Source organism: Bacillus solitudinis, assembly GCF_002797395.1.
Taxonomy (GTDB): domain Bacteria; phylum Bacillota; class Bacilli; order Bacillales; family Bacillaceae_D; genus Halalkalibacter_A; species Halalkalibacter_A solitudinis.
Window position 1 is genome coordinate 4,387,665 of record NZ_KZ454943.1, and the last position, 21,499, is coordinate 4,409,163.

The following is a 21,499-nucleotide window of genomic DNA, read 5'->3' on the forward strand; positions in this document are numbered from 1 at the left end:
TAAACCTTATAACACAACCCCTTTAATTTTCGGTAGTGTCCGGTAACCGTATTGAACGATTTCCTTGAAAACTGCGTTTGCGTTTCTTGAGGAGATGTTTTGCTCGCTCTGCTGCAGTTACTTCATTTGTTTGTAGATTGAGTTCTGGCTGGAAACGAAGGAAAAGTTCAGCAGTATTAAAAGCGTCGTCAATGCCGCGATGAGCTTTACCTGTTGGTACGATATTCAATAAAGCAAGTGCACTTTTTAAAGATAGTGCATGTTCCGCTTTTAAAAGACGGCTAATTTGTATTTGAATATCATTATAATTTCGAAGCCAATTAAGATTCATGTGATATCGTAAGCATTGGTTAAGTAAATGAAATTTGTCATCCTTACCCCATGCACAAAGATAATAATCCTCTCCTAACCAATCTTTGAAAATTTTGATGCCTTCTTGATACGAAACAGCATTAGCCACATCTTCTTCTGTCATTTTTATAAATTTTCTTGTGCTTTTTGATATGCCTCGTTTTGGTGAAATATAAATTTGAAGATGATCAACGATATTTCTGTTATGAATATCCACTTTACACGCGCCAATTTCGACAATTTCACTTAACTGACCTTTTTTAAATCTTTTCATAAGTTCTAAATCAAATATGATTGCGTTCATTCCATCATTCCTTTTTGAGATGTTTCTGTTGTAGTTATAATATTTCTGTCAAAACTGTTAATTATCACAGAAAAAATAAAGCTTTCTCTTTTTCGACTACAGATAGTGTAGTACAATAGTGACTGAAGAGTCCAATTGTACTGTAATTTTAGTGGGACGTACATAAAAAATTAAAAACAAAAGGGGTAGAGAAAATGAGTAAAGTTCTTGTCTTCGGTCATAAAAATCCTGATACAGATACAATTTGTTCAGCGATTGCCTATGCAGAGTTAAAAAAGAAAATTGGTGTTGATGCTGAGGCCGTGCGTTTAGGTGATGTAAGTGGAGAGACGCAATATGCTCTTGATTATTTTAACGCAGATGCTCCCCGTCTAGTAAGTACGGTTGCAAATGAAGTAGACGAAGTTATTTTAGTTGACCATAACGAACGACAACAAAGTGCCGATGACTTGGAAAAAGTTCAAGTTTTAGAGGTAATTGATCATCATCGTATTGCTAACTTTGAGACAAGCGATCCTTTATACTATCGAGCAGAACCAGTTGGTTGTACAGCGACAATTTTAAACAAGCTTTATAAAGAACATGGAGTTGAAATAAGCAAGGCAACAGCAGGATTGATGTTATCTGCCATTATTTCTGACTCACTCTTATTTAAGTCTCCTACATGTACAGACCAAGATGTTGCAGCTGCCAAAGAATTAGCAGAAATAGCTGGAGTTGATGCAGACGTTTATGGTCTTGAGATGTTAAAAGCTGGCGCTGATTTAAGTGATAAAACTATTGCGCAGTTAATCACACTTGATGCGAAAGAATTTACTATGGGTCAATTTAAAGTTGAAGTAGCACAGGTAAATACAGTTGATACAAATGATGTTCTATCTCGTCAGAATGAGATTGAAGAAGCCATTTCTAGTGTTATTGAGGAGAAAGGCTTAGATATGTTCTTGTTTGTTGTTACGGATATCTTAACGAACGATTCCACTGTCCTTGCTTTAGGAAAAGAAGCTTCAGCTGTAGAGAAAGCATACAATGTTACACTTAAAAATAACACTGCAGTCTTAAAAGGTGTTGTCTCTAGAAAAAAACAAATTGTTCCAGTTTTAACAGATGTATTGAGTGGCATTGAATCAAAATAAACAGCTAAAGAGCCCATCCATTTTTGGAGGGGCTCTTTTCGAACAACATACTCCATTCATGAATTCTTTTTTTATCTTAACCCTTGATTTGGAACATCAACTTTTTTACGCATTAGCAGAACGCTTGACGGTAATTCTTTTATTACAAATGTATTACTATTCTAATTTAAACAGGAATTTACCCTTTGAATATCTAAGTAGGTAAGGTGACTGTTGTAAAAGAATAGAAAGAAATGGGGCTTTATAATGGATTTAATGACAATAAAAGATTTGGCAGAGCAAGTGAAAAAGAATATCCAACAAGTAATAATCGGAAAAGATGAGACAATTGATTATCTATTAGTTGCACTTATTTCTTCAGGGCATGTCCTCTTAGAAGATGTACCCGGTACAGGAAAAACTTTACTAGCAAAGGCAATGGCGCAGTCACTAGCTTGTAATTGTAAACGGATACAGTTCACACCTGATCTTCTCCCTTCTGATGTAACCGGTTTACATTTCTATAATCAAAAACTGGGAGAATTTGAGTTTCGTCCTGGACCAATTTTTTCTAACATTATTTTAGCGGATGAAATCAATCGAGCAACACCCCGAACCCAATCTAGCTTACTAGAGTGTATGGAAGAAAAACAAACGACGATTGATGGAGAAACACATATACTCGAAGCGCCATTTATGGTAATTGCCACACAAAATCCTTTGGAAAACCAAGGAACATTTCCTTTGCCTGAAGCACAACTGGATCGATTCTTACTTAAAATCAACATGGGCTATCCAACAAAAGACGAAGGCCTTGAAATTTTGAAACGTTTTAAAGAAAACAACCCTATTAATACGATACAACCTGTTGCGAATAGAGATGATATTGTTAATGCACAACAAATTTATTCTAAAGTTCACGTTAGTGAGGAACTTCTTGTCTATATGATGGAAATTATAGAACAAACACGTAATCATGAACTAATTGAATTAGGTGTAAGTCCACGTGGAAGTCAGGCATTATTAAAAGCAGTCCAAGTCTATGCTCTGCTAAAAGGTAGAGAGTTTGTTGTTCCCGATGATATTAAAGCCTTAGTGAAACCAGTTCTTTCTCATCGTCTGGTATTAGATTACTCAATGAGAATGAAAGAAAATCAAGCTGAGCAAATTCTCCAACAAATCCTCGAGAAAGTAGCTGTTCCATCTGAAGAATTAGCTTTAAAAGAGACATCTTTTAAATGAATATTGCTTGGTTCATTATCGTTACATTTCTTATCATAGGGGTTCAGACGTTTGTTTATACGAAATGGGGACTTAAACGTATCCAGTACCAGAGGTCTTTTAGTGAAAAGTTTGTTTTTGAAGGCGATAGTATTGAAATGGTTGATGAAGTAGCAAATCTAAAGTTTCTTCCAATGCCTTGGTTACGTCTCGAATCAAAAATTGATGCAAGCTTAAAGTTTCGTAAGCAATCAGACACAGACAATGATGTTGATGGAAATGATTTTCACCGAACTTTATTTAGTTTATTGCCTTATCAAAAAATAACACGTAAACAATATGTAACATGTGAGAAGCGAGGGTTTTATCGTTTCGAAGCTGTTTCCTTGTCAACCGGTGATGTATTTGGATTTAGTTCAACATTTAGGCAAATACCATCAACAGCAGAGGTCATTGTTTATCCGAAAATTGTTTCTATGAAAGAATTACCGCTTCCTGCTCATAGTTGGCTAGGTGACATAACTGTACGTCGTTGGATTATTGAAGACCCATTTTTGCATTCGGGTGTACGTGAATATGCAAATGGAGATTCAATGAATACAGTGAATTGGAAGGCTACAGCAAGAACGAGTCGTTTACAAGTAACAAAAAAAGATTTTTCCGCTGATCATCATTTAATGATTTACTTGAATTTCAATCAATCGGAAGATCATTGGTTACCGATTACCGATATAGCTTTAATGGAAAAAGGGATTAGTTATGCTGCTTCCGTTGCTAACTATGCAATTGAACAGGGGATAAGTACAGGTTTTGCTTGTAATTCGTATCTTGATAAACAAGAAAAAGAAGCAATTCGTATTGAGCCTGAACAAAGTAAACAACAACTCACCTTTATCCTTGAAACATTGGCAAAGGTGAAACTAGATACTAGTAAGAGTTTCAATTATTTTTTAAAGGAAGATATAGAAAACAAACTAAAAGGCACGGATGTTCTTTTAATAACTGCAGTTGTCACAGAAAGTATGAGAGCGTCAATCAAGCGGTTAGAAGCCCAAGGTAATGCCATAAAGATTCTAATGCTTAAGCAAGGCGAGATAGTCAGGGAAGAGGTGAGCGCGCGATGATAAAGCTAAACAACCTCTTTCGGACATTTATAAAAGGAATGTTTGAATATCTTCTTTTCTTTCCGGTTGTTCTTTTATCCGGTGTTTTTCTTATTGATCCTACATTATTGTATTTCTGGCTGGTTTGCCTAAGTGGATTATTCGCCCTTGGTCTATTATTAAAAACTCTTCTTTCAACCAAGGCCATATGGCTTTTTATGATGATTGTATTACTCGTCAGTGTGGCAACTTCCTTTGCTTTTACAGATTCATTATGGATGGTTTTTATTCTAATACCAATCCATTTTACATTTATGTACCGTGGTATGATGTATGCGGAACGGGACTGGATAATATTACTACCTACATCATTTCTGTGGGGCGGAGGACTCACGATATACTTTTTTGGTTACATTGTCTATAAGTATGTCGAAGCCCTTCAATTCTATTTACCTCTAATAACAAGTTTAGCTTTTATTCTTATTAGTTTTACATTGTTTCGGACAAATAATCAGCACTTAAGAACGGCTACCTTATCGAAGAAAAAAGACCCTTATCTAGGAAAATCAATAAAAAATCAAAATCGGTTCTTTCTTATGATTACCTTGATTTTTGTTACTTTGTTAACAAACGGGCAAGTAATTCAGCAAGCAGTGTTGAATATGTTAAGAGCATTAATCCAAGCTATGGTTTCCCTCTTTTCAGAAGATGGCGTAACTCAAGTAGAACAAGGTCCACCTTCTGCAAGAATGGAATCAATACTTCCAACGGATGAATATAAGCCTTCTGCTTTTGCTATTTTTATCGATCGGTTGATGACCTATCTTATCTTTGGTATTTGTGTGATTGTCATCATCTTATGTTTGTTATTTTTGGTTAAAAAAACGAGGGATTGGTTAAAAACAGGTATTCGAAGGTTAATTGATTACCTTAAAAAAACGATCAACGCCAAAGTTGAACAACATGATAATTATGGATATGTCGATGAAAAAGAAACGATATTTAATTGGAACTTATGGAAGCATGAACAAAAGAAAAAGTTAAAATCATTTACATCAACTTTATTTAAACGAGAGCCAAAGTGGGATTCATTATCAAATCAGGAGAAAATACGTTATCTGTATCGACAAATTCTCTCAGAGCATCTTACCAAAGGAGGACAAATACATCATATTGATACTCCTTTTGAAGCTTTCGAGAAACTCTACACAAGCGGGGATTATGATAAAAATAAATTAAACCAATTACTAAAAGCTTACGAAGCTACACGCTACGGAGATCTTGATGTAGGGGAAAAGAAAATAAAACATTTATCTAAAATTTTTACTTCAAGAATTAAAAACAAATAAATGAAAAACAATGGGTATTTATTACTATTATAGAAGTTACTGTTCAACTTTTGCTTTTATAGATAATATAAAAAATATAAAACAGTTGAACAATATAGATGATAATTAGATAAAGAAATTCAGAAAGGCAAAAGGGGAGTAAGTCATTGAAAAGTTACGAAAATCACAAGGGGAAATTGTGTATTGTTAATACAGAAATTGGAATTATCGTAGCTGAAGTGGTGAGTTTCGAAAGAGAAAAACTAGCATTAAAAATTATTGAGAAAAAAAACAACTTGAAGCTTCACGAGGACCTTTACACAAGTGTTCAAATTGAACAAAATGAAGAGGAGTTTATTTATTTTTATGAAGCTAGAGTAATTTCCACACATAAGTTTGTCGACCAAGAACTTTTAATTCTTTATATACAAAAACAGAAGAAAGTAGTTAATAATCGGAGAAGCAATAGAATCGTAATCTCAAGACATTTCAACAAAAAGGTTAGCTTATCCATTCGAAAATTCCCACCTATTGACGAGAAGTGGTTTACTTCAGATATTATTGATATTAGTACCGGAGGAGTAAAGGTTAAACGGGAGGAATATTTAAGTAAAGGTCAAATTATTGAAGTATTATTAGAAAAGCCCTTTTTGCAAGAGTATGAAATTGTTGTTAGTCGAATTGTTAGTGTGTGTGAGAATAATTTTGTTTACTATTATTCAATCGAATTTTTAAACTTAAGCGAAGTACAAGGTTCACATTTGAATACTAAACTACAAGAGCTTAAAAATAAAATTAGCTAATAATGAAATAATCTTCTGTGCCCCAACAGGTTTGAATACCTCTTGGGGCACTCCTGTGTTGTAAAGATTTTGTACTTGCGATTATACTAGTAGCTAAGTTACTTCGGAGAGAATAGAGGATGGAAACATGAAAAATGAACAAGTTGGTGTTATTGCAGCCATTGCTGCTTATTTAATATGGGGAGTCTTACCTTTATTTTGGAAATTATTTGATGAGGTATCCGCTGGAGAGGTTCTGGCCCACCGTGTCATTTGGACAGTCGTATGTATGGGTATTATTTTATTACTTATTGGCAAATTCACCGAAGTGGTGAGGGATATTCGGACTACTTTCTCTCATTGGAAATCAGCCTTAGCCATTATTGCTGCTTCAGTATTTATTAGCATAAATTGGCTTGTTTTTATTTATTCCGTTAGCGTAGATAAAGTGATTGAAGCAAGCTTAGGCTATTATATTAACCCGCTCATCAATGTAATATTAGCGTTAATTTTTCTAAAAGAAAGATTAACAAAATGGGAAGTCTTTTCATGTATCCTTGCATTTTCTGGGGTATTATATATGACATTGCATTACGGAAGTATTCCTTGGATTGCCTTTTTCCTTGCGATTAGTTTTGGAATATATGGGATTATTAAGAAAATGACATCTTTAGGTGCTTGGGCCGGTTTGACAATTGAAACATTCATTATGGCACCATGTGCCCTATTATATTTATATTATCTTCCTGAAAGGGGAGGTGCCTTTTTACAGGGCGGGATTGAAACGAGTATTTTGTTAATGAGTGCGGGCGTAGCAACAGCTATTCCCTTATTGTTATTTGCTACTGCAGCAAAGCGAATTTCATTTTCTTTAATTGGATTTCTTCAGTATCTAGGACCTACGATCATGCTACTTATCGGCATTTTCTTATTTAATGAACCATTTAGTTCTATCCAATTCACCTCGTTTTTCTTCATATGGCTTAGTTTAATTATTTTTTCAACATCACGATCATATGCATCCTCTCGCAAAAAAAGGGAACTCTTATTGGATGCAAGTTAAGTGTATTGTCTTTAGGCAGTTTCCTTCTAAAATTACGATAGGAGAACCATACCTAGGAAATATCTTCTGCGCTTTTTTGACATAAGAATCGTCTTATCAGAACATAATAACTTGTGTTCCATCAAATAAGGAACGCTCTACTGAGAGGGGGTTACCCATGAACGGTGGAATGTTAATCTTCCTTTTCATGCTTACTGCGGCAGCAATTGGGATCATTATTTGGTTTCGTAATCAGGCATCTACGCAACCCGCTTATGTTTCCACGCAGGAACAAGTTTCAGAAGTAAATCAGGGACCATATAAGGAGGAATTTGCAATGGAACGAAATACAGAAGAGATATTAGAACGAGCAGCTGCAGAGGAAGTGGGCCAAGAAATTGGTGAAGAGCTAAGCCCATTAAAAGGTCATCTAGAAACAATGCAAAATACACTTAACCAACTTCAATCAACTCAACAACAAGCAAACACAATGATATCTTCATCTAGTGGTCAAAGTAGTCTACAGTCCAGTCAACTTATAAATCAGATGCAACAATTAACGACACAAGCTCAGCAACAGCAGCAAAAAACCTTCCAAGACCTTCAGCAATCTATTCAACAAGCTACACAAATGTTAAGTAGCGTGGGTCAATCACTACAATCATTTAATGTCCTAAATCAAATGACACACCAAATTAATCAATCACAGCAACAACTTCAACAACAGCAACAGCAACAGCAGCAACAACAAAACCAAATGCAACAAATGCAACAAATGCAAAATTCTTCACAATCGCAAAACAACAGTCAATATGGCTATCAGTAAACGAATAACTTAACTAACTGTAACCGAAAAGGTTGCAGTTTTTTTATTAATTCTTAATTAATTGGTCAACTTAAGGATGAAGGAAGGTGTGGATATATATGCGGCAGTTACAGAACATTTTCTTAGTGTTCGTAAGTATTAGTTTATTATTTAGTACGAATGTTAAATCAGTACATGCTATAGAGGATTGGTTTAATAATTTGGAAAAAATTATTGAAGAAGAACAAGGTTTAGTTGGTGCCACCTTTGGAATTAGTGTTCGCTCTGCAAAAACCGGCAAACCTATTTTTGATTATGATGGTAATCGACGATTAAAACCAGCATCAAATATGAAGTTATTTACAGCAGCCGCTGCCTTATCTAACCTAGGAGAAACGTATCAATTTAAAACTGAGTTAAAAACAAACGGTAGTATAAACTGGAATTGGCTCCACGGAGATTTATATATTATTGGTAAAGGAGACCCCACACTTCAGAAGAAAGATATTGATGAAATGGTCATTCAACTAAAAGATAAAGGGGTACGCGTGATATCGGGTAATTTAATCGCTGATGATACTTGGTACGATTCCATTCGGTACCCTGTGGACTTGCCATGGAGCGACGAAACGATGAGTTATGGTTCACAAATTTCTGCGTTAACCTTTTCGGCAGACCAAGATTTCAACACGGGAAATATTTTAATAGAAGTGAGTCCTGGATCACTTGATAAAGTAGGTCTTGTTCAAACTTTTCCGCAATCAGAGGATATAACCATCATTAATCTAACAAAAACAGTTCGGGCAAGGGATAAGAAGAATGTGAGAATTGAACGTATACATGGAAAGTCAGATATAGTTGTAAAGGGTTCTATCCCAATGCAAGCGTGTAAGGAGATATTTTTACTTCCAGTTTGGGAACCGACAAAACATACAATTAGCTTATTTAAACAATCTTTAAAAGAGCAAAACATACGTTTACTTGGTGATATTCTTTTTGAAGAAGCTCCCGTTGCAACGTCGACAATAACATCGCATCTATCAATTCCTTTATCAGAACTACTAATACCATTCATGAAATACAGCAATAACAATCATGCTGAGGTCCTTGTAAAAGAAATGGGAAAGCATACACTTTTGGATGGCAGTTGGCATTCAGGACTTATTGTTTTAAAGAACGAACTAGCAAAGCTTGGATTAAAGAATGAAACGTTAATAATAAGAGACGGTTCAGGAATTTCGCATGTGAATTTGATTACACCTAACCAAGTGACTAGATTATTATATGAGGTTCAAAAAGAACAGTGGTTTGAAACGTTTCTTAAATCTTTGCCCATTTCCGGTTCAAGCACTAAACTCGAGGCAGGTACATTCGGTCAACGGTTTACCCATATTCCAATAGGAAAACTAAGCGCAAAGACTGGTACACTTTCAACGGTTAGTTCCTTATCAGGCTATGTAGAAAAGGAAAAGGGAGAATCACTTATCTTTTCGATTATGATAAATAATTTGGGTGAGGGCATTAATGCTAAGGAAATTGAAGATAAAATTGTAGCTGCCTTAATCGAACAATAATTATATTATGTAAAGTAGAGTAGTGGCAAACGAAATAATAACCAATTAAAAATACATGATACACTTAGTTTAGAATAAGAAGTGAGGATCATTTTAAAGAAATATTTAACGAATTATTTTTAAAAGGGGAGATAAAGGTGAATTTAACTGTTAATGGCTTAACGAAAAAAGCGTCAACCTTAGAAACAGCAACGTTTGGAATGGGTTGATTTTGGGGGCCTGATGCTCAGTTCGGGCATTTACAAGGTGTAATTCGAACAAGGGTTGGCTATGCAGGAGGAACTGAAGATTTGCCAACATATCGGAACATGGGAAATCATACTGAAACGATTCAGATTGATTATAATCCACGTTTATTAACATATGAGCAAATCCTACAACACTTTTGGAAGCAACATAACCCTCTTAGATATGGTTACAAGGGTCGACAATATATCTCATTAATCTTAGTCCGAAATGAACAGCAACGAGAGTTAGCTTCCAGATCAAAAGAAGCAACAGAATTATTTTTAGGAGAAAAAGTTTATACAGAAATTGAATTTCTTCATTCCTTTTATCTTGCTGAGGATAAGCATCAAAAGTATTATTTGAAACGATACCAGAAAGCATATACTAAATTACTTGATATCTTTCCATCACATGCTGAGTTCATTCACTCAACTCTGGTAGCTAGATTAAATGGCTTTGTTCGAGGCCTTGGTAACATACAGGAGTTGAAATTAGAATTTAACAGCTGGGGGGTTGGTGAACAAGAATGTAAAGAGTTATCAAAGTTTATCGATTCATTAAAATGGTAAAGTAAGTAACGAAAAAAATATAGAATGTAACCGATAAATTTTTAAAGGAGAAAATGATGAAAAAGGGCGTTGTATTAATAACAGGAACTAGCAGTGGCTTTGGCATGCTTGCAACAGTAGCTTTAGCTAAGGAAGGTTACCTGGTTATAGCTACAATGAGAGATACCACCAAGCAAAACCAACTCATAGCTCTTTCAGAAAGCCACCATACCCAAGCCAATATTGATATTCTAAAGCTTGATGTCAATAGCGATATAGATATACATTCGGCAGTAAATTATGTGAGGGAACGCTACCAAACCATTGATATATTGATTAATAATGCAGGATTTTGTATCGGAGGCATGACCGAGGAGCTTAGTATAAATAAATGGAGAGAACAATTTGAAACAAATTTCTTCGGCCTTGTTTCCTTGACACAAGCATGCCTTCCTTTAATGCGTGAGAATAAAAGCGGAAAAATCATTCATTTAGGTAGTATTAGTGGAAGAATTGGATTTCCTGGTTTGGGTCCGTATGTATCTTCGAAATTTGCACTTGCTGGTTTTAGTGAATCGTTAAGATTAGAGCTCCTGCCATTTCAAATTAAAGTGAGTTTAATAGAAGCAGGACCCTTTCAAACGAAAATCCGGGAAAAAAGTCTAGAGAATGTGAGTCAAGGAAAGCTTTTAGACTACCAACCTTTACTGAAGACGATCATTCATAAAGTTCAAACGTCTGCTAGTACTGCAGCTGAACCAAATGAAGTAATCCGTGTAATTTTAAAAATTTGTCAAAATCCTAAACCTAAATTTCGTTACCATGTGGGAAAAGGTGTACGAACAATGGTTATTCTTAAACAATTATTGCCATGGCGAATAGTTGAATGGATCGTCAAACGGAATTTATTTAATGATTCCAGGTAATTTTTCATAGTTTTTCATGAATATCATCTTTGAAGTTAGATATGGTAGGATATAAACATTCTGTTTTTATTAATATCTTATCTAAAAGGAGACTATCATGAAAATTCAAGACATCCTTAGGTCAAAATCAACGCGTGAGTGGAGCTTAGTTCTTGCTATACTTTTTATTGGAGGCGCAACGATATACGGTGCTGTAGTAAATGAAATCATCTTTAGGATTGTCGCTATAGCGGGCTTGATTGGGTTCTCTTATAGTGTTCATCGAAAACTCAACCAATTGAACGTAATAACTTCCAGAACGTCAGAAGAGGATGAGTTGATAAGACAAACAAAATCTGTGTCGCCATCAGACATTGAGTTAAAAGAAATTGAGCTTGAAAAGGTTGATCTTGATCGAACAATGATTCTAGAAGAACTTTTTAAAAAGGCTTCGCTTAATGAGGCAGAAAAGCAACAATACAGAAGCAAAATAAAAGAAAAGGACACTGAGATGTCTGGAATTATGAGTGATTTATTGCAAGCTAAGAATAGAATTCAACAGGTCTTTCTAGATACAAAAAAGTATTTTATTAAAGATAACCCAATGAAAGAAGTCGCAACATCACTCGATTCTGACTTAGCCATCAATGGAGATATGTATGGATTGAATAAGGAGATTCATAGTATTAAAAGGCTTTTAACGGCTGAGACCATTCAATCACTTGAAGCAAATAGTTATGTTGATCAACAATTTAATCTTACTAGAAATGGCTACAAAGCATTATTGAGAGAATTCGAAAATGAACACGAATAAAGATCCACATCAAAATGGACTGGTTCAAAAAATCGAAAGCTAATCGTTCTTTATTCAGAGCAGATGTTTTTTATTTCTACGATTGGGTATTATAAAAGAAGAACAAATAATTGGAGTAAGGGGAAAAAAACATGAAATTAACTCATGAACAACGGATTACACTGCATGGATTTAATAACCTTACAAAATCATTAAGCTTTAATATGTATGATATTTGTTATACCCAAACAAAAGAAGAGCGAGAAGCTTATATTGAATACATAGATGAGCAGTACAATGCAGACAGGTTAACAGAAATTTTAAAAAATGTATCTGATATTATTGGGGCCCATGTATTGAATGTCGCCAAACAGGATTATGTTCCCCAAGGGTCAAGTGTGACGATATTAGTATCGGAAGGACCAATTGTTGAAGTCCCAACAGAATCGTTTGACGAATCGCCTGGTCCACTTCCTGATTCGGTTGTTATGCAATTGGACAAAAGTCATATTACGGTGCATACATATCCTGAATATCACCCTGATGAAGGAATTAGTACATTCCGAGCGGATATTGATGTATCCACATGTGGTGAAATTTCTCCACTTAAAGCTTTGAATTATTTAATTCATTCCTTTGACTCAGACATTATGACAATCGATTACCGTGTTCGGGGATTTACAAGGGATATTAACGGACATAAGCTTTTCATTGACCATGAAATTAGTTCAATTCAAAACTATATTCCTGATGAAGCAAAAGAACTTTACGATATGATTGACGTTAACATCTATCAAGAAAATATCTTCCATACGAAATGTAAACTGAAAAAGTTTGACCTTAATAACTATCTGTTTGGATACACAAAAGATAAGCTAAGAGAAGAAGAAATTGATGAGATTACAGAGCAATTAGTAAAAGAGATGGACGAAATTTATTACGGAAAAAATATGAGTTAATCCATTGTATGGATAGGAATGGAATGTTAAGCCTTTGCCAAATGGTAAAGGTTTTTTGATTCTAATAGGGAATATATATATATATATATAAATATAGAATGTAGTAAAGGGGATTACTCAAGTGGAATATGTACTTTTACTTTTAGGATTTGGTTTGTTAATTAAAGGCGCTGATTATTTTGTCGAAGGATCCTCAACTATTGCAACATTTCTTCGTATCTCACCTCTGTTAATTGGGTTAACAATCGTTGCCTTTGGAACAAGTTCTCCAGAGGCAACAGTAAGTATTTTAGCATCCTTAAGAGGAAATGCAGATGTAGCGATTGGGAATGTGGTAGGAAGCAACATTTTTAATATCACGCTTGTTATAGGCATAACAGCGATGTTAAACCCTTTACGGGTTGAAAGTGAAACCATTCGTAAAGAAATACCGTTTACATTATTAGCGAGTATTGCATTGTTTATATTAATTAGCGATGTATTTTTACAATCGGGAAGTCTTAATATAATTACAAGAAGTGAAGGATTTATTCTTTTACTATTTTTTTCAGTGTTTCTTTATTATATTTTTGAAGTTGCTCGTAAAAGCCGAAATGAAGAGAAATTGGAACAGGTTACAGCATCTTCAAAGGATTGGACTAAGCAAATTACCTTAACTATAGTTGGTTTAGCTGGAATTATTATTGGCGGCGATTTTGTCGTAAGAGGTAGCACCCAGATTGCTCTGTCTTTAGGAATGAGTGAGACATTAGTAGGTTTGACAATTGTCGCAGTTGGAACATCTTTACCGGAACTTGTTACTTCGGTTACTGCCGCAATAAAAAAGCAAAGTGAAATCGCGCTTGGAAACATTGTAGGAAGTAATATTTTTAACATCTTATTTGTTCTTGGTTCCGCCTCTGTTGTAAATCCTTTACCTGTTGATGGAAAAATTTATATCGACGTTTTATTTATGATTGCATTAACATTCGTCATTCTTATTTTCTCACGAACTCATTTTCGAATTGGAAAGTATGAAGGGCTAATTTTAACAGCAACTTATGTTCTTTACATAGTCTATATTATCATCCGAAATTGATGAGTTATTTAGTTATTTTAACCAATTCTGAAATTATAAGTGTCATATTTCCTGTTTTTGTTGTATATTTGAAATAACAAAGACAGGGAAGGTACAATAATGCAAATACAACTGGCTAGTCTAATTGAAGAATCTCATAATAGATGTAAATACCTTTATGGTCTAAAAACTACTGATAGTCCAGGTCCGAAAAGTTATTTAGAGCCTCAATGTCTAGAAAAAAAATTAATAGATTACCAAGAATTATTGACAGTTACTCGGCATTTCATTCAAAAAACTCTTCAATTTATGGAAGGCACACCGATGTTAATAGCAATTACTGATGAAGAGGGTTACATTTTAAGTCTGTTCGGGGACCAAGCTATTAAGGCAATGATTGAATCACTTGGGATAACTATCGGTGGCCAATTTAAAGAAGAAGAGACAGGAACTAATTCTATATCCATGGCTCTCAAACTAAAAAAACCTGTTATGCTTATAGGAAAAGATCACTATCAAGAGAGCCTTCATCAAGCTGCTTGTTATTCAGCCCCATTTTTCTATGAGACTAATCAACTGACAGGTACAATTACAATCATGACTTCAATCCAAACAGCTAATAACTTTCACTTAGGATTGCTTTCTTCAGCTGTTGATTCAATAGAAAGAGAGCTCACAATCCGTAAACAGAACAAACGATTAAACATTTTAACCCAATCGATGATTAATTCGACTCACAACGGAATTCTCATCGTTGATAGCGATGGAATTATTAATGATTTTAATCCATTCCTTGAGAGAATGACAGGGATTTCCAGAGAAGAAGCTGTGGGAGAGTCAATCGACAGGATTCAGTCAGTCAGAGAATTTATCCGTAAATCATTATATGAAAAAAGAAAGATTGAAAATCTAGAAGTCTCATTTTTTAATGAATCACAAAAGAGTGATAGGACTTGTTTAATTGATGTGTTCCCAATTGAGGATGACGAAAAGAAGTTAATTGGTGTATTAGGTCAATTTCGTGATATTACGGAGCGGATTGCCCTTGAAAAACAAGTTATTGCAAATGAGAAGTTATCAGCCATAGGTAAGTTAGGGGCTGGATTAGCTCATGAAATTAGAAATCCACTAACGTCTGTTATTGGGTTTATTCAATTATTAAAACAGAATAATACTGACGAAAAATCGGGGAGATTTTTCAATATCATTTCACAAGAATTAGAACGAATTAAAAGCCTAGTGACTCAATTTGTTTTAATGGCTAAGCCCAATCAACCATTACAAGCTAAGAATAATATTGTTGAAACTATCAAGGAAACCGTAGAATTACTAAAGGGTCACGCCAATTTGCAAAATGTCAACATCCATGTCGACTTACAAAAGATAGAGAAAGAAAGCTTACTATTTGATAAAAGCCAGATCAAACAGGTTCTTATTAATTTGATACAAAACTCAATCGAGTCTATGGGAAATGGCGGAAATGTTTACATAACCGTAAAAGAAGAGAGTATTGAAATGAGAGCGGGTATTCAAATTGAAATAAAAGATGAGGGCGAAGGAATGAGCGAACAGCAAGTTAACGAAATGTTCACACCTTTTTATACATCAAAGGAATCTGGACTAGGGCTCGGACTCTCTATCTGCAAACGAATCATGGATGCACATAAGGGAGAGATTTCTGCTTTCTCAAAAAAGTTTGAAGGAACGACTTTCTATTTGTTTTTACCGTTTTAATCATTATCCCTCTCTATCTACATTCAGATAGGGATAATTACATAGCAAACAAAAATAGGGTGTCTCAAAATCTTTTGATTGAGGCACCCTATTTTTATGTTTTACTCTTCTACAGCTTCAATTTCTTCTTCAAAATAAAACGTTTGTGGGTATTCAGAAAGCGTATACGAATATCGTTTCATATTAGCTACATAACTATAATGAACAATCGTAACGATTTCTCCAGTTGATTTCAGTCGTACCCTTTGATTTTTTTGGTACTTATTCTTATTTTTCATGTAACAATCCAACTTTCTATGCACCAACAGAGTTAATGGAGTTATTTTAATACTATTGCACGATTCCAGAAGAAATAAACATATCCCGTTTTATTGGTGTATATCCTTATCATAACATAGATAAATCGTTCATGTTAGAACCAGTTTCCACATATTTATAAAAAAGTGCAATAAAATACGTTTATAAAACAGGAGGTAATTTATGCAAATCCACGTAGTTCAAACAGGAGATACTCTTTGGCAGATCGCTCAAACCTATAATACAAACATAGACTTAATTGTCCAAGCAAATCAAATACCTAATCCGAATCAATTGGTCATAGGACAAGCGATGGTTATTCCAATTGTCGGAAGTTTTTATTGGGTTCAAGCAGGTGATAACTTATGGTCTATTGCCCAACGATTTGGAATGGATTATACAAGATTGGCTCAGATTAATGCAATTAATCCTAATCAGCCACTTCAAATTGGATTTAGGCTTTATCTTCCCCCGCAACAAAGAAGAAGTATTGAAACAAATGCTTATATCGAACCAAGGGGCACCTCAGTAAGTCAGGCATTATTAGCTGAGGCAAGGATTGCTGGTCCTTACTTAACGTATTTGGCACCATTTAGTTATGAAGCCAGGCGTGATGGTTCTCTTCAAAGGCTCCCTCTCCAAGGGATTCCTGAAGTTGCCCAAGAAACAGGTACTTCATTAATGATGGTTGTAACCAATTTAGAGGGTGGTCAATTTAGTGGCGAGTTAGGTCGGGATATCTTCCAAAGTCAAGCGGTCCAAGATTTATTGATTGATAATATTATTGCTGAGACCAAAAGAGTTGGAAGATATACTGATGTTCACTTTGATTTTGAATTTTTGCCCGGAGATCAGCGTCAGGCATATAATAACTTTTTGAGAAAAGCTGCAAGCCGTTTAAGAGCTGAAGGCTTGCTTATCTCTAGTGCACTTGCGCCGAAAACGAGAGCGGACCAACCAGGACAATGGTACGAAGCACATGATTATAGGGCACACGGTGAAATAGTCGATTTCGTGGTACTAATGACATACGAATGGGGCTATTCAGCAGGACCTCCTTTAGCGGTCTCTCCAATACGTCAAGTTGAAGAAGTGCTGCAATATGCGCTTACCGAAATGCCTGGCTCAAAAATTATGATGGGACAGAATTTATACGGTTATGACTGGACCCTTCCTTTTGTTGAAGGTGGTGAGTATGCCAAAGCGGTAAGTCCTCAACGAGCGATAGAGCTCGCTACGCAGTATCAGGTGCAAATTCAATATGATACGCAAGCACAAGCACCTCATTTTGATTATGTCGATGAAGAAGGGAGAGCTCATAAAGTTTGGTTTGAAGATGCGCGTTCCATTCAAGCAAAATTTGACCTAATAAAGAGACTTAATCTAAGAGGAATAAGTTATTGGAAACTAGGTTTATCTTTTCCTCAAAACTGGTTACTTATTTCAGAAAATTTCGAAGTTGTTAAACGTTAATATCAGGCCCACTATGCATAGTGGGCTTTTAAACTTTTATTGAAAGAACGTCTGGTTTGGTTCCATTTTTCCAGAACCCTGCATGATTCTCATATCTTTCGGGGGGGTTCCATGAATAAATGGAGGGGCTGGGCTAAGCTGCGGTTTTCCTCCCATAGGCTTTGGATTATTTACATATTGGAAATCACCTTGTCCATCATACGTTGCACCATGTGCCCATCGTCCTTCACGACTTTCTTCCCCTTCTGAAAAATTCATAAAAGAGTAGGACACATCTTGTTTTTCAAACTCTTGATTAAAGGTCGCTGGTACAATTGCACCTTGGGTTTGTTCAAGTTCTTCAATTGCTGCCATCCATTGGTTCTGATGCATAGTATCTCTCGCAATTAAAAAAGAGAGCATATCACGAACACCTGGATCTGTCGTCATTTCATATAAACGGACAACCTGAAGTCTTCCTTGTGATTCAGCATTTAAATTGGCACGGAAATCAGCCAGTAAATTCCCACTAGCTATTGTGTAACGAGCCGTCCATGGAAACCCAACACTGTCATTGGGCTGGGCACCTAAACCGTTCACAATTGCATGTTGAGGATTCATTCCTCCTAGGACCGCCTGCACCGCAGGATCTGCTGCAGCATATTCCTGATCACCAGCAGGGGCACCGTCTAGAAGCTGAGCAATCATTGTTGCAATCATTTCCACATGAGCTATTTCCTCCGTACCAATATCTAAAAGCATATCACGATATTTGCCCTCAGCTCGACAATTCCAACCTTGAAATAAATACTGCATCATAACTGACATTTCGCCGTACTGTCCGCCCAAGATTTCTTGGAGTTTCTTTGCATAAACAGGATCTGGCTGAGAGGGTTTAGCATGATACTGAAGTTCTTTTACATGATAGAACATAAGATAACCTCCTTTATAGTAAGTGTTTTTCTTAGAATTTGTTAAAAATGGAGAGATATAAGTTGAAATAAATACCAGAAGGCATTGTCAGATTTTCTCAAATGATATATACTACATTACAACACTAACGCACTATAAGTTGTAATGTAGAATTAAAGGAGGTGTGAGGTTGATTCTGAATCATAATGGTACAAAGCCGATTTATGTTCAAATTGCGGAGTGGCTTGAAACAGAAATACTTGCAGAAACAATTAAGCAACACGAAAAAGTGTATTCACAGTATCAATTGGCTGAAATGTTTAATATAAATCCTGCAACGGCAGCAAAAGGGTTAAATTTGCTTGCTGATGAAGAAATTGTCTACAAAAAAAGAGGACTTGGAATGTTTGTGTCGATAAATGCAAAAGAGCGAATTACAACAAAACGAAAAAACCAAACATTAAAACAGCTAGTTTATGACTTAGTACTGGAAGGGAAGCGACTTCATGTGGAGGAGCAGGAATTATACGAAATGATAGCAGAAGCCATACGGGTACTGGAGGAGGAAGGACAATGAATGTAGTTGAGTGCAAGGGAATAACAAAACAATACGGACAGATCACAGCATTAGATAATCTAACTTTTTCAATTCAAGAAAATAAAATTACTGGTTTAATTGGGAGAAATGGTGCTGGGAAAACGACACTTTTAAAAATCATTTCTGGGTTTATGAAAGAAAAGTCAGGAGAGGTTCGCGTGTTTTCCGAGCATCCATTCAACAGCTTGAAAGTTTCTACTAACTCGATTTTTATTGACGATCAGATGGATATGCCGACCTCTCTCACGTTAATTGAAATACTGGAAACGGCACAGCTATTTTACCCTAATTGGGATATGGTTCTAGCAAAACGCTTGTTTGACTACTTTTCTTTCCATTCGCACCAGCGGCATAGCAGCCTATCGAAGGGTAAGAAAAGTACCTTTAATATGATCATAGGTTTGGCATCAAGATGCGCTTTGACAATTTATGATGAGCCAACAACAGGTATGGATGCATCGGTTCGGAAGGATTTTTACCGTGCTTTATTAAAAGACTATCTTGCATATCCTCGAACGATTATTTTATCGAGTCATTTATTGAATGAAATGGAGGACCTATTAGAAGAGGTTCTGTTAATTAAAGACGGTCAAAAGCATCTGCAACTTTCTATTTCAGCGTTAAAAGAATATGCCATTGCTTTAGAGGGGCCGAGGGAACTTGTTGAGACATTTGTTAGGAATAAAGCTATCTTTTTCACTAAACAACTCGCTCCAACTCGCTCTTATTTCGTTATTCGTAATGATTTAAAAGGGGAGGACATTCAAAAATTAAGACTACAGGGTATAGAGTGTTCCTCAGTTTCCACAGATGATTTATGTATTTACTTAACGAATCAAACGAAAGGTGGAATCGATGATGTCTTTAAATGAACTAAGCATGCTATCCATAATTAAAAAACAATACCTGTTTAAAATAAAATCCTATACCGGTGCTTTAAGCGCACTATTAACTGCCCAATTAATTGCATTGCTCTTTTCATTTAATGGAAGTGGGTCAAGTAGTTCAGGTTCTAGTAATATATCTTTTTCTATACAGTATTACTCAGCAAATATAGTCATTATGTTTACGATGATTTGGGCTTTTATCATGGCAGTATTAATCACCACAAAAGCATATCGTAATGATGATTTTGTTTTCATCACAAATCGATTTTCTAGCCATGTTGCAAATTATTTATATTTAATTACGCTTAGTATCATTGGTGGGGTAACAGCTATGCTAAGTGGATTTTTACTGAAGGTAATGATGTATTATTTTTTCGGAACCGACTATTTGTTTTTATCTTCACCACACTTGGCAGCTTTTGATTATATACAAGGAGTGATAGGGACAATTTTTTATTTAGTATTGCTCTGTTCTCTTGGTTATTTAGTAGGCACCCTTGTTCAGTGGCAACGGATATTTATTTTAATATTACCTGCATTCTTTGTTGGCTCTTTATTATTTGGAGCAAGAATCCCCGGTCAAATTGAATTGATTACTAGTGTTTTTCAATTTTTTATTTTTGAGTCCTCTTTTATTTTATTTCTACTAAAAGTTGTATTGACTGTTGGTCTTCTACAAGCAGCTACGTTAGCGCTATCAAACAGACTGGAGGTGAGATAATGATGTGGCTAGGTACCTTATTACCACTATTATTTATAGGTCTAATCATATTGGTAATAGTAAATTTAAAAAAGAAAAAATTGTATCTTTCTAATATGAAGGGGAGCCATGTACGTATTTTATTTCTTGGCTATGTCATATTTTTGGTGCTTTCCGTCGGTTTGTTTTATTTGATGCCAGTAGAAGGAATGATTACAGAAACGAAAAGCTCAACAATAATTGAGGATTTAAATGAAGAACAAGAGGATTTTAATGATGCAATTAGGCAGGGGAACATTAAACATTTAGATGAGGTTTATTTTTCTAAGAACTGGACGTTTCCTTATCAAGGTGGACCAATTGAATATGAACAGTATTCGCAGGATATTCACTTTATTGTTGCTCAAAAGAAAGACACAGAGGAAATTAAGGTCGATTACTACACCACAAGGACAATAATTGATGAAATAGATTTCACAAAGGAATTACCTGTACCGACAGTAGTAAAACACGAAAACAAACTTCTCCTTGTTCAACCTGAATCTTATCAACTAGATGTTACAAAGTTCGACCAAGAATTCACGATAAATCAATTCACTAAAGGTCAAAATCAAGGTCAAAAGCATAGTAGCCAATGGGGCACAAATGCTTTGGTTATTACAATTCCGCTTGAGGCGGAGCTTGAATATGGTGATGATGTACACATTTCGTTTATTAAATGAAACTACTGTGCAATCTAATAGTTATAATGATAGAAATTCCAATAGAAGAGCCATATATAGTAGGGACCAAAGATGGAAAAGT

General features: G+C 35.3%; 21 protein-coding genes and 1 pseudogene. 19 read left to right on the forward strand and 3 right to left on the reverse strand.

Annotation, left to right across the window (positions count from 1 at the left end):
• Positions 1-22: 22 nt before the first annotated feature.
• Positions 23-655 carry a 3'-5' exonuclease gene (locus CEF19_RS21500; RefSeq protein WP_100407940.1) on the reverse strand — a complete coding sequence of 211 codons (633 nt, stop codon included), beginning with the start codon at positions 653-655 and terminating at the stop codon, positions 23-25.
• Between the two features lie 194 nt (positions 656-849).
• On the opposite strand from CEF19_RS21500, the gene CEF19_RS21505 reads away from it, so the two are divergent.
• The 14 genes and pseudogenes from CEF19_RS21505 (at position 850) to CEF19_RS21570 (ending at position 15,849) form a co-directional block, all read left to right on the forward strand.
• Positions 850-1,791, forward strand: coding sequence for a manganese-dependent inorganic pyrophosphatase (locus CEF19_RS21505; RefSeq protein ID WP_100407941.1), 942 nt, complete (start codon positions 850-852; stop codon positions 1,789-1,791).
• Positions 1,792-2,037: 246 nt separating this feature from the next.
• Complete coding sequence (locus tag CEF19_RS21510) at positions 2,038-3,012, forward strand: AAA family ATPase (RefSeq protein WP_100407942.1); 975 nt, start codon at positions 2,038-2,040, stop codon at positions 3,010-3,012.
• Positions 3,009-4,115: a DUF58 domain-containing protein gene (locus tag CEF19_RS21515; RefSeq protein WP_100407943.1), complete on the forward strand. Its 1,107-nt coding sequence runs from the start codon at positions 3,009-3,011 to the stop codon at positions 4,113-4,115. Before CEF19_RS21510 ends, CEF19_RS21515 begins: the two co-directional genes overlap by 4 nt.
• A complete protein-coding gene (locus CEF19_RS21520) occupies positions 4,112-5,443 on the forward strand; it encodes a hypothetical protein (protein ID WP_100407944.1) in 1,332 nt (443 codons plus the stop codon). Before CEF19_RS21515 ends, CEF19_RS21520 begins: the two co-directional genes overlap by 4 nt.
• Before the next feature lie 146 nt (positions 5,444-5,589).
• The gene (locus CEF19_RS21525) at positions 5,590-6,225 is read left to right on the forward strand and encodes a PilZ domain-containing protein (protein ID WP_100407945.1); all 636 of its coding nucleotides are present in this window, start codon (positions 5,590-5,592) and stop codon (positions 6,223-6,225) included.
• Between the two features lie 127 nt (positions 6,226-6,352).
• A complete protein-coding gene (gene rarD / locus CEF19_RS21530; RefSeq protein WP_100407946.1) occupies positions 6,353-7,267 on the forward strand; it encodes an EamA family transporter RarD in 915 nt (304 codons plus the stop codon).
• A 157-nt stretch (positions 7,268-7,424) separates the two neighbouring features.
• A complete protein-coding gene (locus CEF19_RS21535) occupies positions 7,425-8,072 on the forward strand; it encodes a hypothetical protein (protein ID WP_100407947.1) in 648 nt (215 codons plus the stop codon).
• Between the two features lie 86 nt (positions 8,073-8,158).
• Positions 8,159-9,625 carry a D-alanyl-D-alanine carboxypeptidase/D-alanyl-D-alanine endopeptidase gene (dacB, locus tag CEF19_RS21540; protein WP_157801051.1) on the forward strand — a complete coding sequence of 489 codons (1,467 nt, stop codon included), beginning with the start codon at positions 8,159-8,161 and terminating at the stop codon, positions 9,623-9,625.
• 221 nt (positions 9,626-9,846) lie between these two features.
• Positions 9,847-10,422: pseudogene (locus tag CEF19_RS21545) on the forward strand (peptide-methionine (S)-S-oxide reductase); the annotation flags it as partial.
• 53 nt (positions 10,423-10,475) lie between these two features.
• Entirely contained in the window at positions 10,476-11,327 is an 852-nt protein-coding gene (locus tag CEF19_RS21550; RefSeq protein ID WP_100407949.1) for an SDR family oxidoreductase, read from the forward strand.
• A 97-nt stretch (positions 11,328-11,424) separates the two neighbouring features.
• Positions 11,425-12,120 (forward strand): hypothetical protein, encoded by a 696-nt coding sequence (locus CEF19_RS21555; RefSeq protein ID WP_100407950.1) that lies wholly within the window; start codon positions 11,425-11,427, stop codon positions 12,118-12,120.
• 131 nt (positions 12,121-12,251) lie between these two features.
• Positions 12,252-13,058 carry an adenosylmethionine decarboxylase gene (gene speD / locus CEF19_RS21560; protein WP_100407951.1) on the forward strand — a complete coding sequence of 269 codons (807 nt, stop codon included), beginning with the start codon at positions 12,252-12,254 and terminating at the stop codon, positions 13,056-13,058.
• A gap of 121 nt (positions 13,059-13,179) precedes the next feature.
• Positions 13,180-14,136, forward strand: coding sequence for a calcium/sodium antiporter (locus CEF19_RS21565; RefSeq protein WP_100407952.1), 957 nt, complete (start codon positions 13,180-13,182; stop codon positions 14,134-14,136).
• 99 nt (positions 14,137-14,235) lie between these two features.
• Positions 14,236-15,849, forward strand: a complete 1,614-nt coding sequence (locus CEF19_RS21570; RefSeq protein WP_100407953.1) for an ATP-binding protein — start codon at positions 14,236-14,238, stop codon at positions 15,847-15,849.
• A gap of 101 nt (positions 15,850-15,950) precedes the next feature.
• Here CEF19_RS21570 and CEF19_RS23620 read toward each other — a convergent pair whose 3' ends face one another.
• Positions 15,951-16,127: a hypothetical protein gene (locus CEF19_RS23620; RefSeq protein WP_198510344.1), complete on the reverse strand. Its 177-nt coding sequence runs from the start codon at positions 16,125-16,127 to the stop codon at positions 15,951-15,953.
• 202 nt (positions 16,128-16,329) lie between these two features.
• On the opposite strand from CEF19_RS23620, the gene CEF19_RS21575 reads away from it, so the two are divergent.
• The gene (locus tag CEF19_RS21575; protein WP_100407954.1) at positions 16,330-17,619 is read left to right on the forward strand and encodes a glycoside hydrolase family 18 protein; all 1,290 of its coding nucleotides are present in this window, start codon (positions 16,330-16,332) and stop codon (positions 17,617-17,619) included.
• A gap of 36 nt (positions 17,620-17,655) precedes the next feature.
• Here CEF19_RS21575 and CEF19_RS21580 read toward each other — a convergent pair whose 3' ends face one another.
• Complete coding sequence (locus CEF19_RS21580) at positions 17,656-18,531, reverse strand: manganese catalase (protein ID WP_100407955.1); 876 nt, start codon at positions 18,529-18,531, stop codon at positions 17,656-17,658.
• Between the two features lie 169 nt (positions 18,532-18,700).
• Here CEF19_RS21580 and CEF19_RS21585 point away from each other — a divergent pair, with 169 nt between their 5' ends.
• Genes CEF19_RS21585 through CEF19_RS21600 form a run of 4 tightly spaced genes read left to right on the forward strand, consistent with a single transcriptional unit; the run spans position 18,701 to position 21,417 of the window.
• Entirely contained in the window at positions 18,701-19,087 is a 387-nt protein-coding gene (locus CEF19_RS21585) for a GntR family transcriptional regulator (RefSeq protein ID WP_100407956.1), read from the forward strand.
• Complete coding sequence (locus CEF19_RS21590; RefSeq protein WP_100407957.1) at positions 19,084-19,980, forward strand: ATP-binding cassette domain-containing protein; 897 nt, start codon at positions 19,084-19,086, stop codon at positions 19,978-19,980. Before CEF19_RS21585 ends, CEF19_RS21590 begins: the two co-directional genes overlap by 4 nt.
• Positions 19,964-20,716, forward strand: a complete 753-nt coding sequence (locus CEF19_RS21595) for a hypothetical protein (RefSeq protein WP_157801052.1) — start codon at positions 19,964-19,966, stop codon at positions 20,714-20,716. The genes CEF19_RS21590 and CEF19_RS21595 overlap by 17 nt, the downstream gene beginning before the upstream one ends.
• Complete coding sequence (locus tag CEF19_RS21600) at positions 20,716-21,417, forward strand: hypothetical protein (protein ID WP_100407959.1); 702 nt, start codon at positions 20,716-20,718, stop codon at positions 21,415-21,417. Before CEF19_RS21595 ends, CEF19_RS21600 begins: the two co-directional genes overlap by 1 nt.
• Positions 21,418-21,499: the final 82 nt, after the last annotated feature.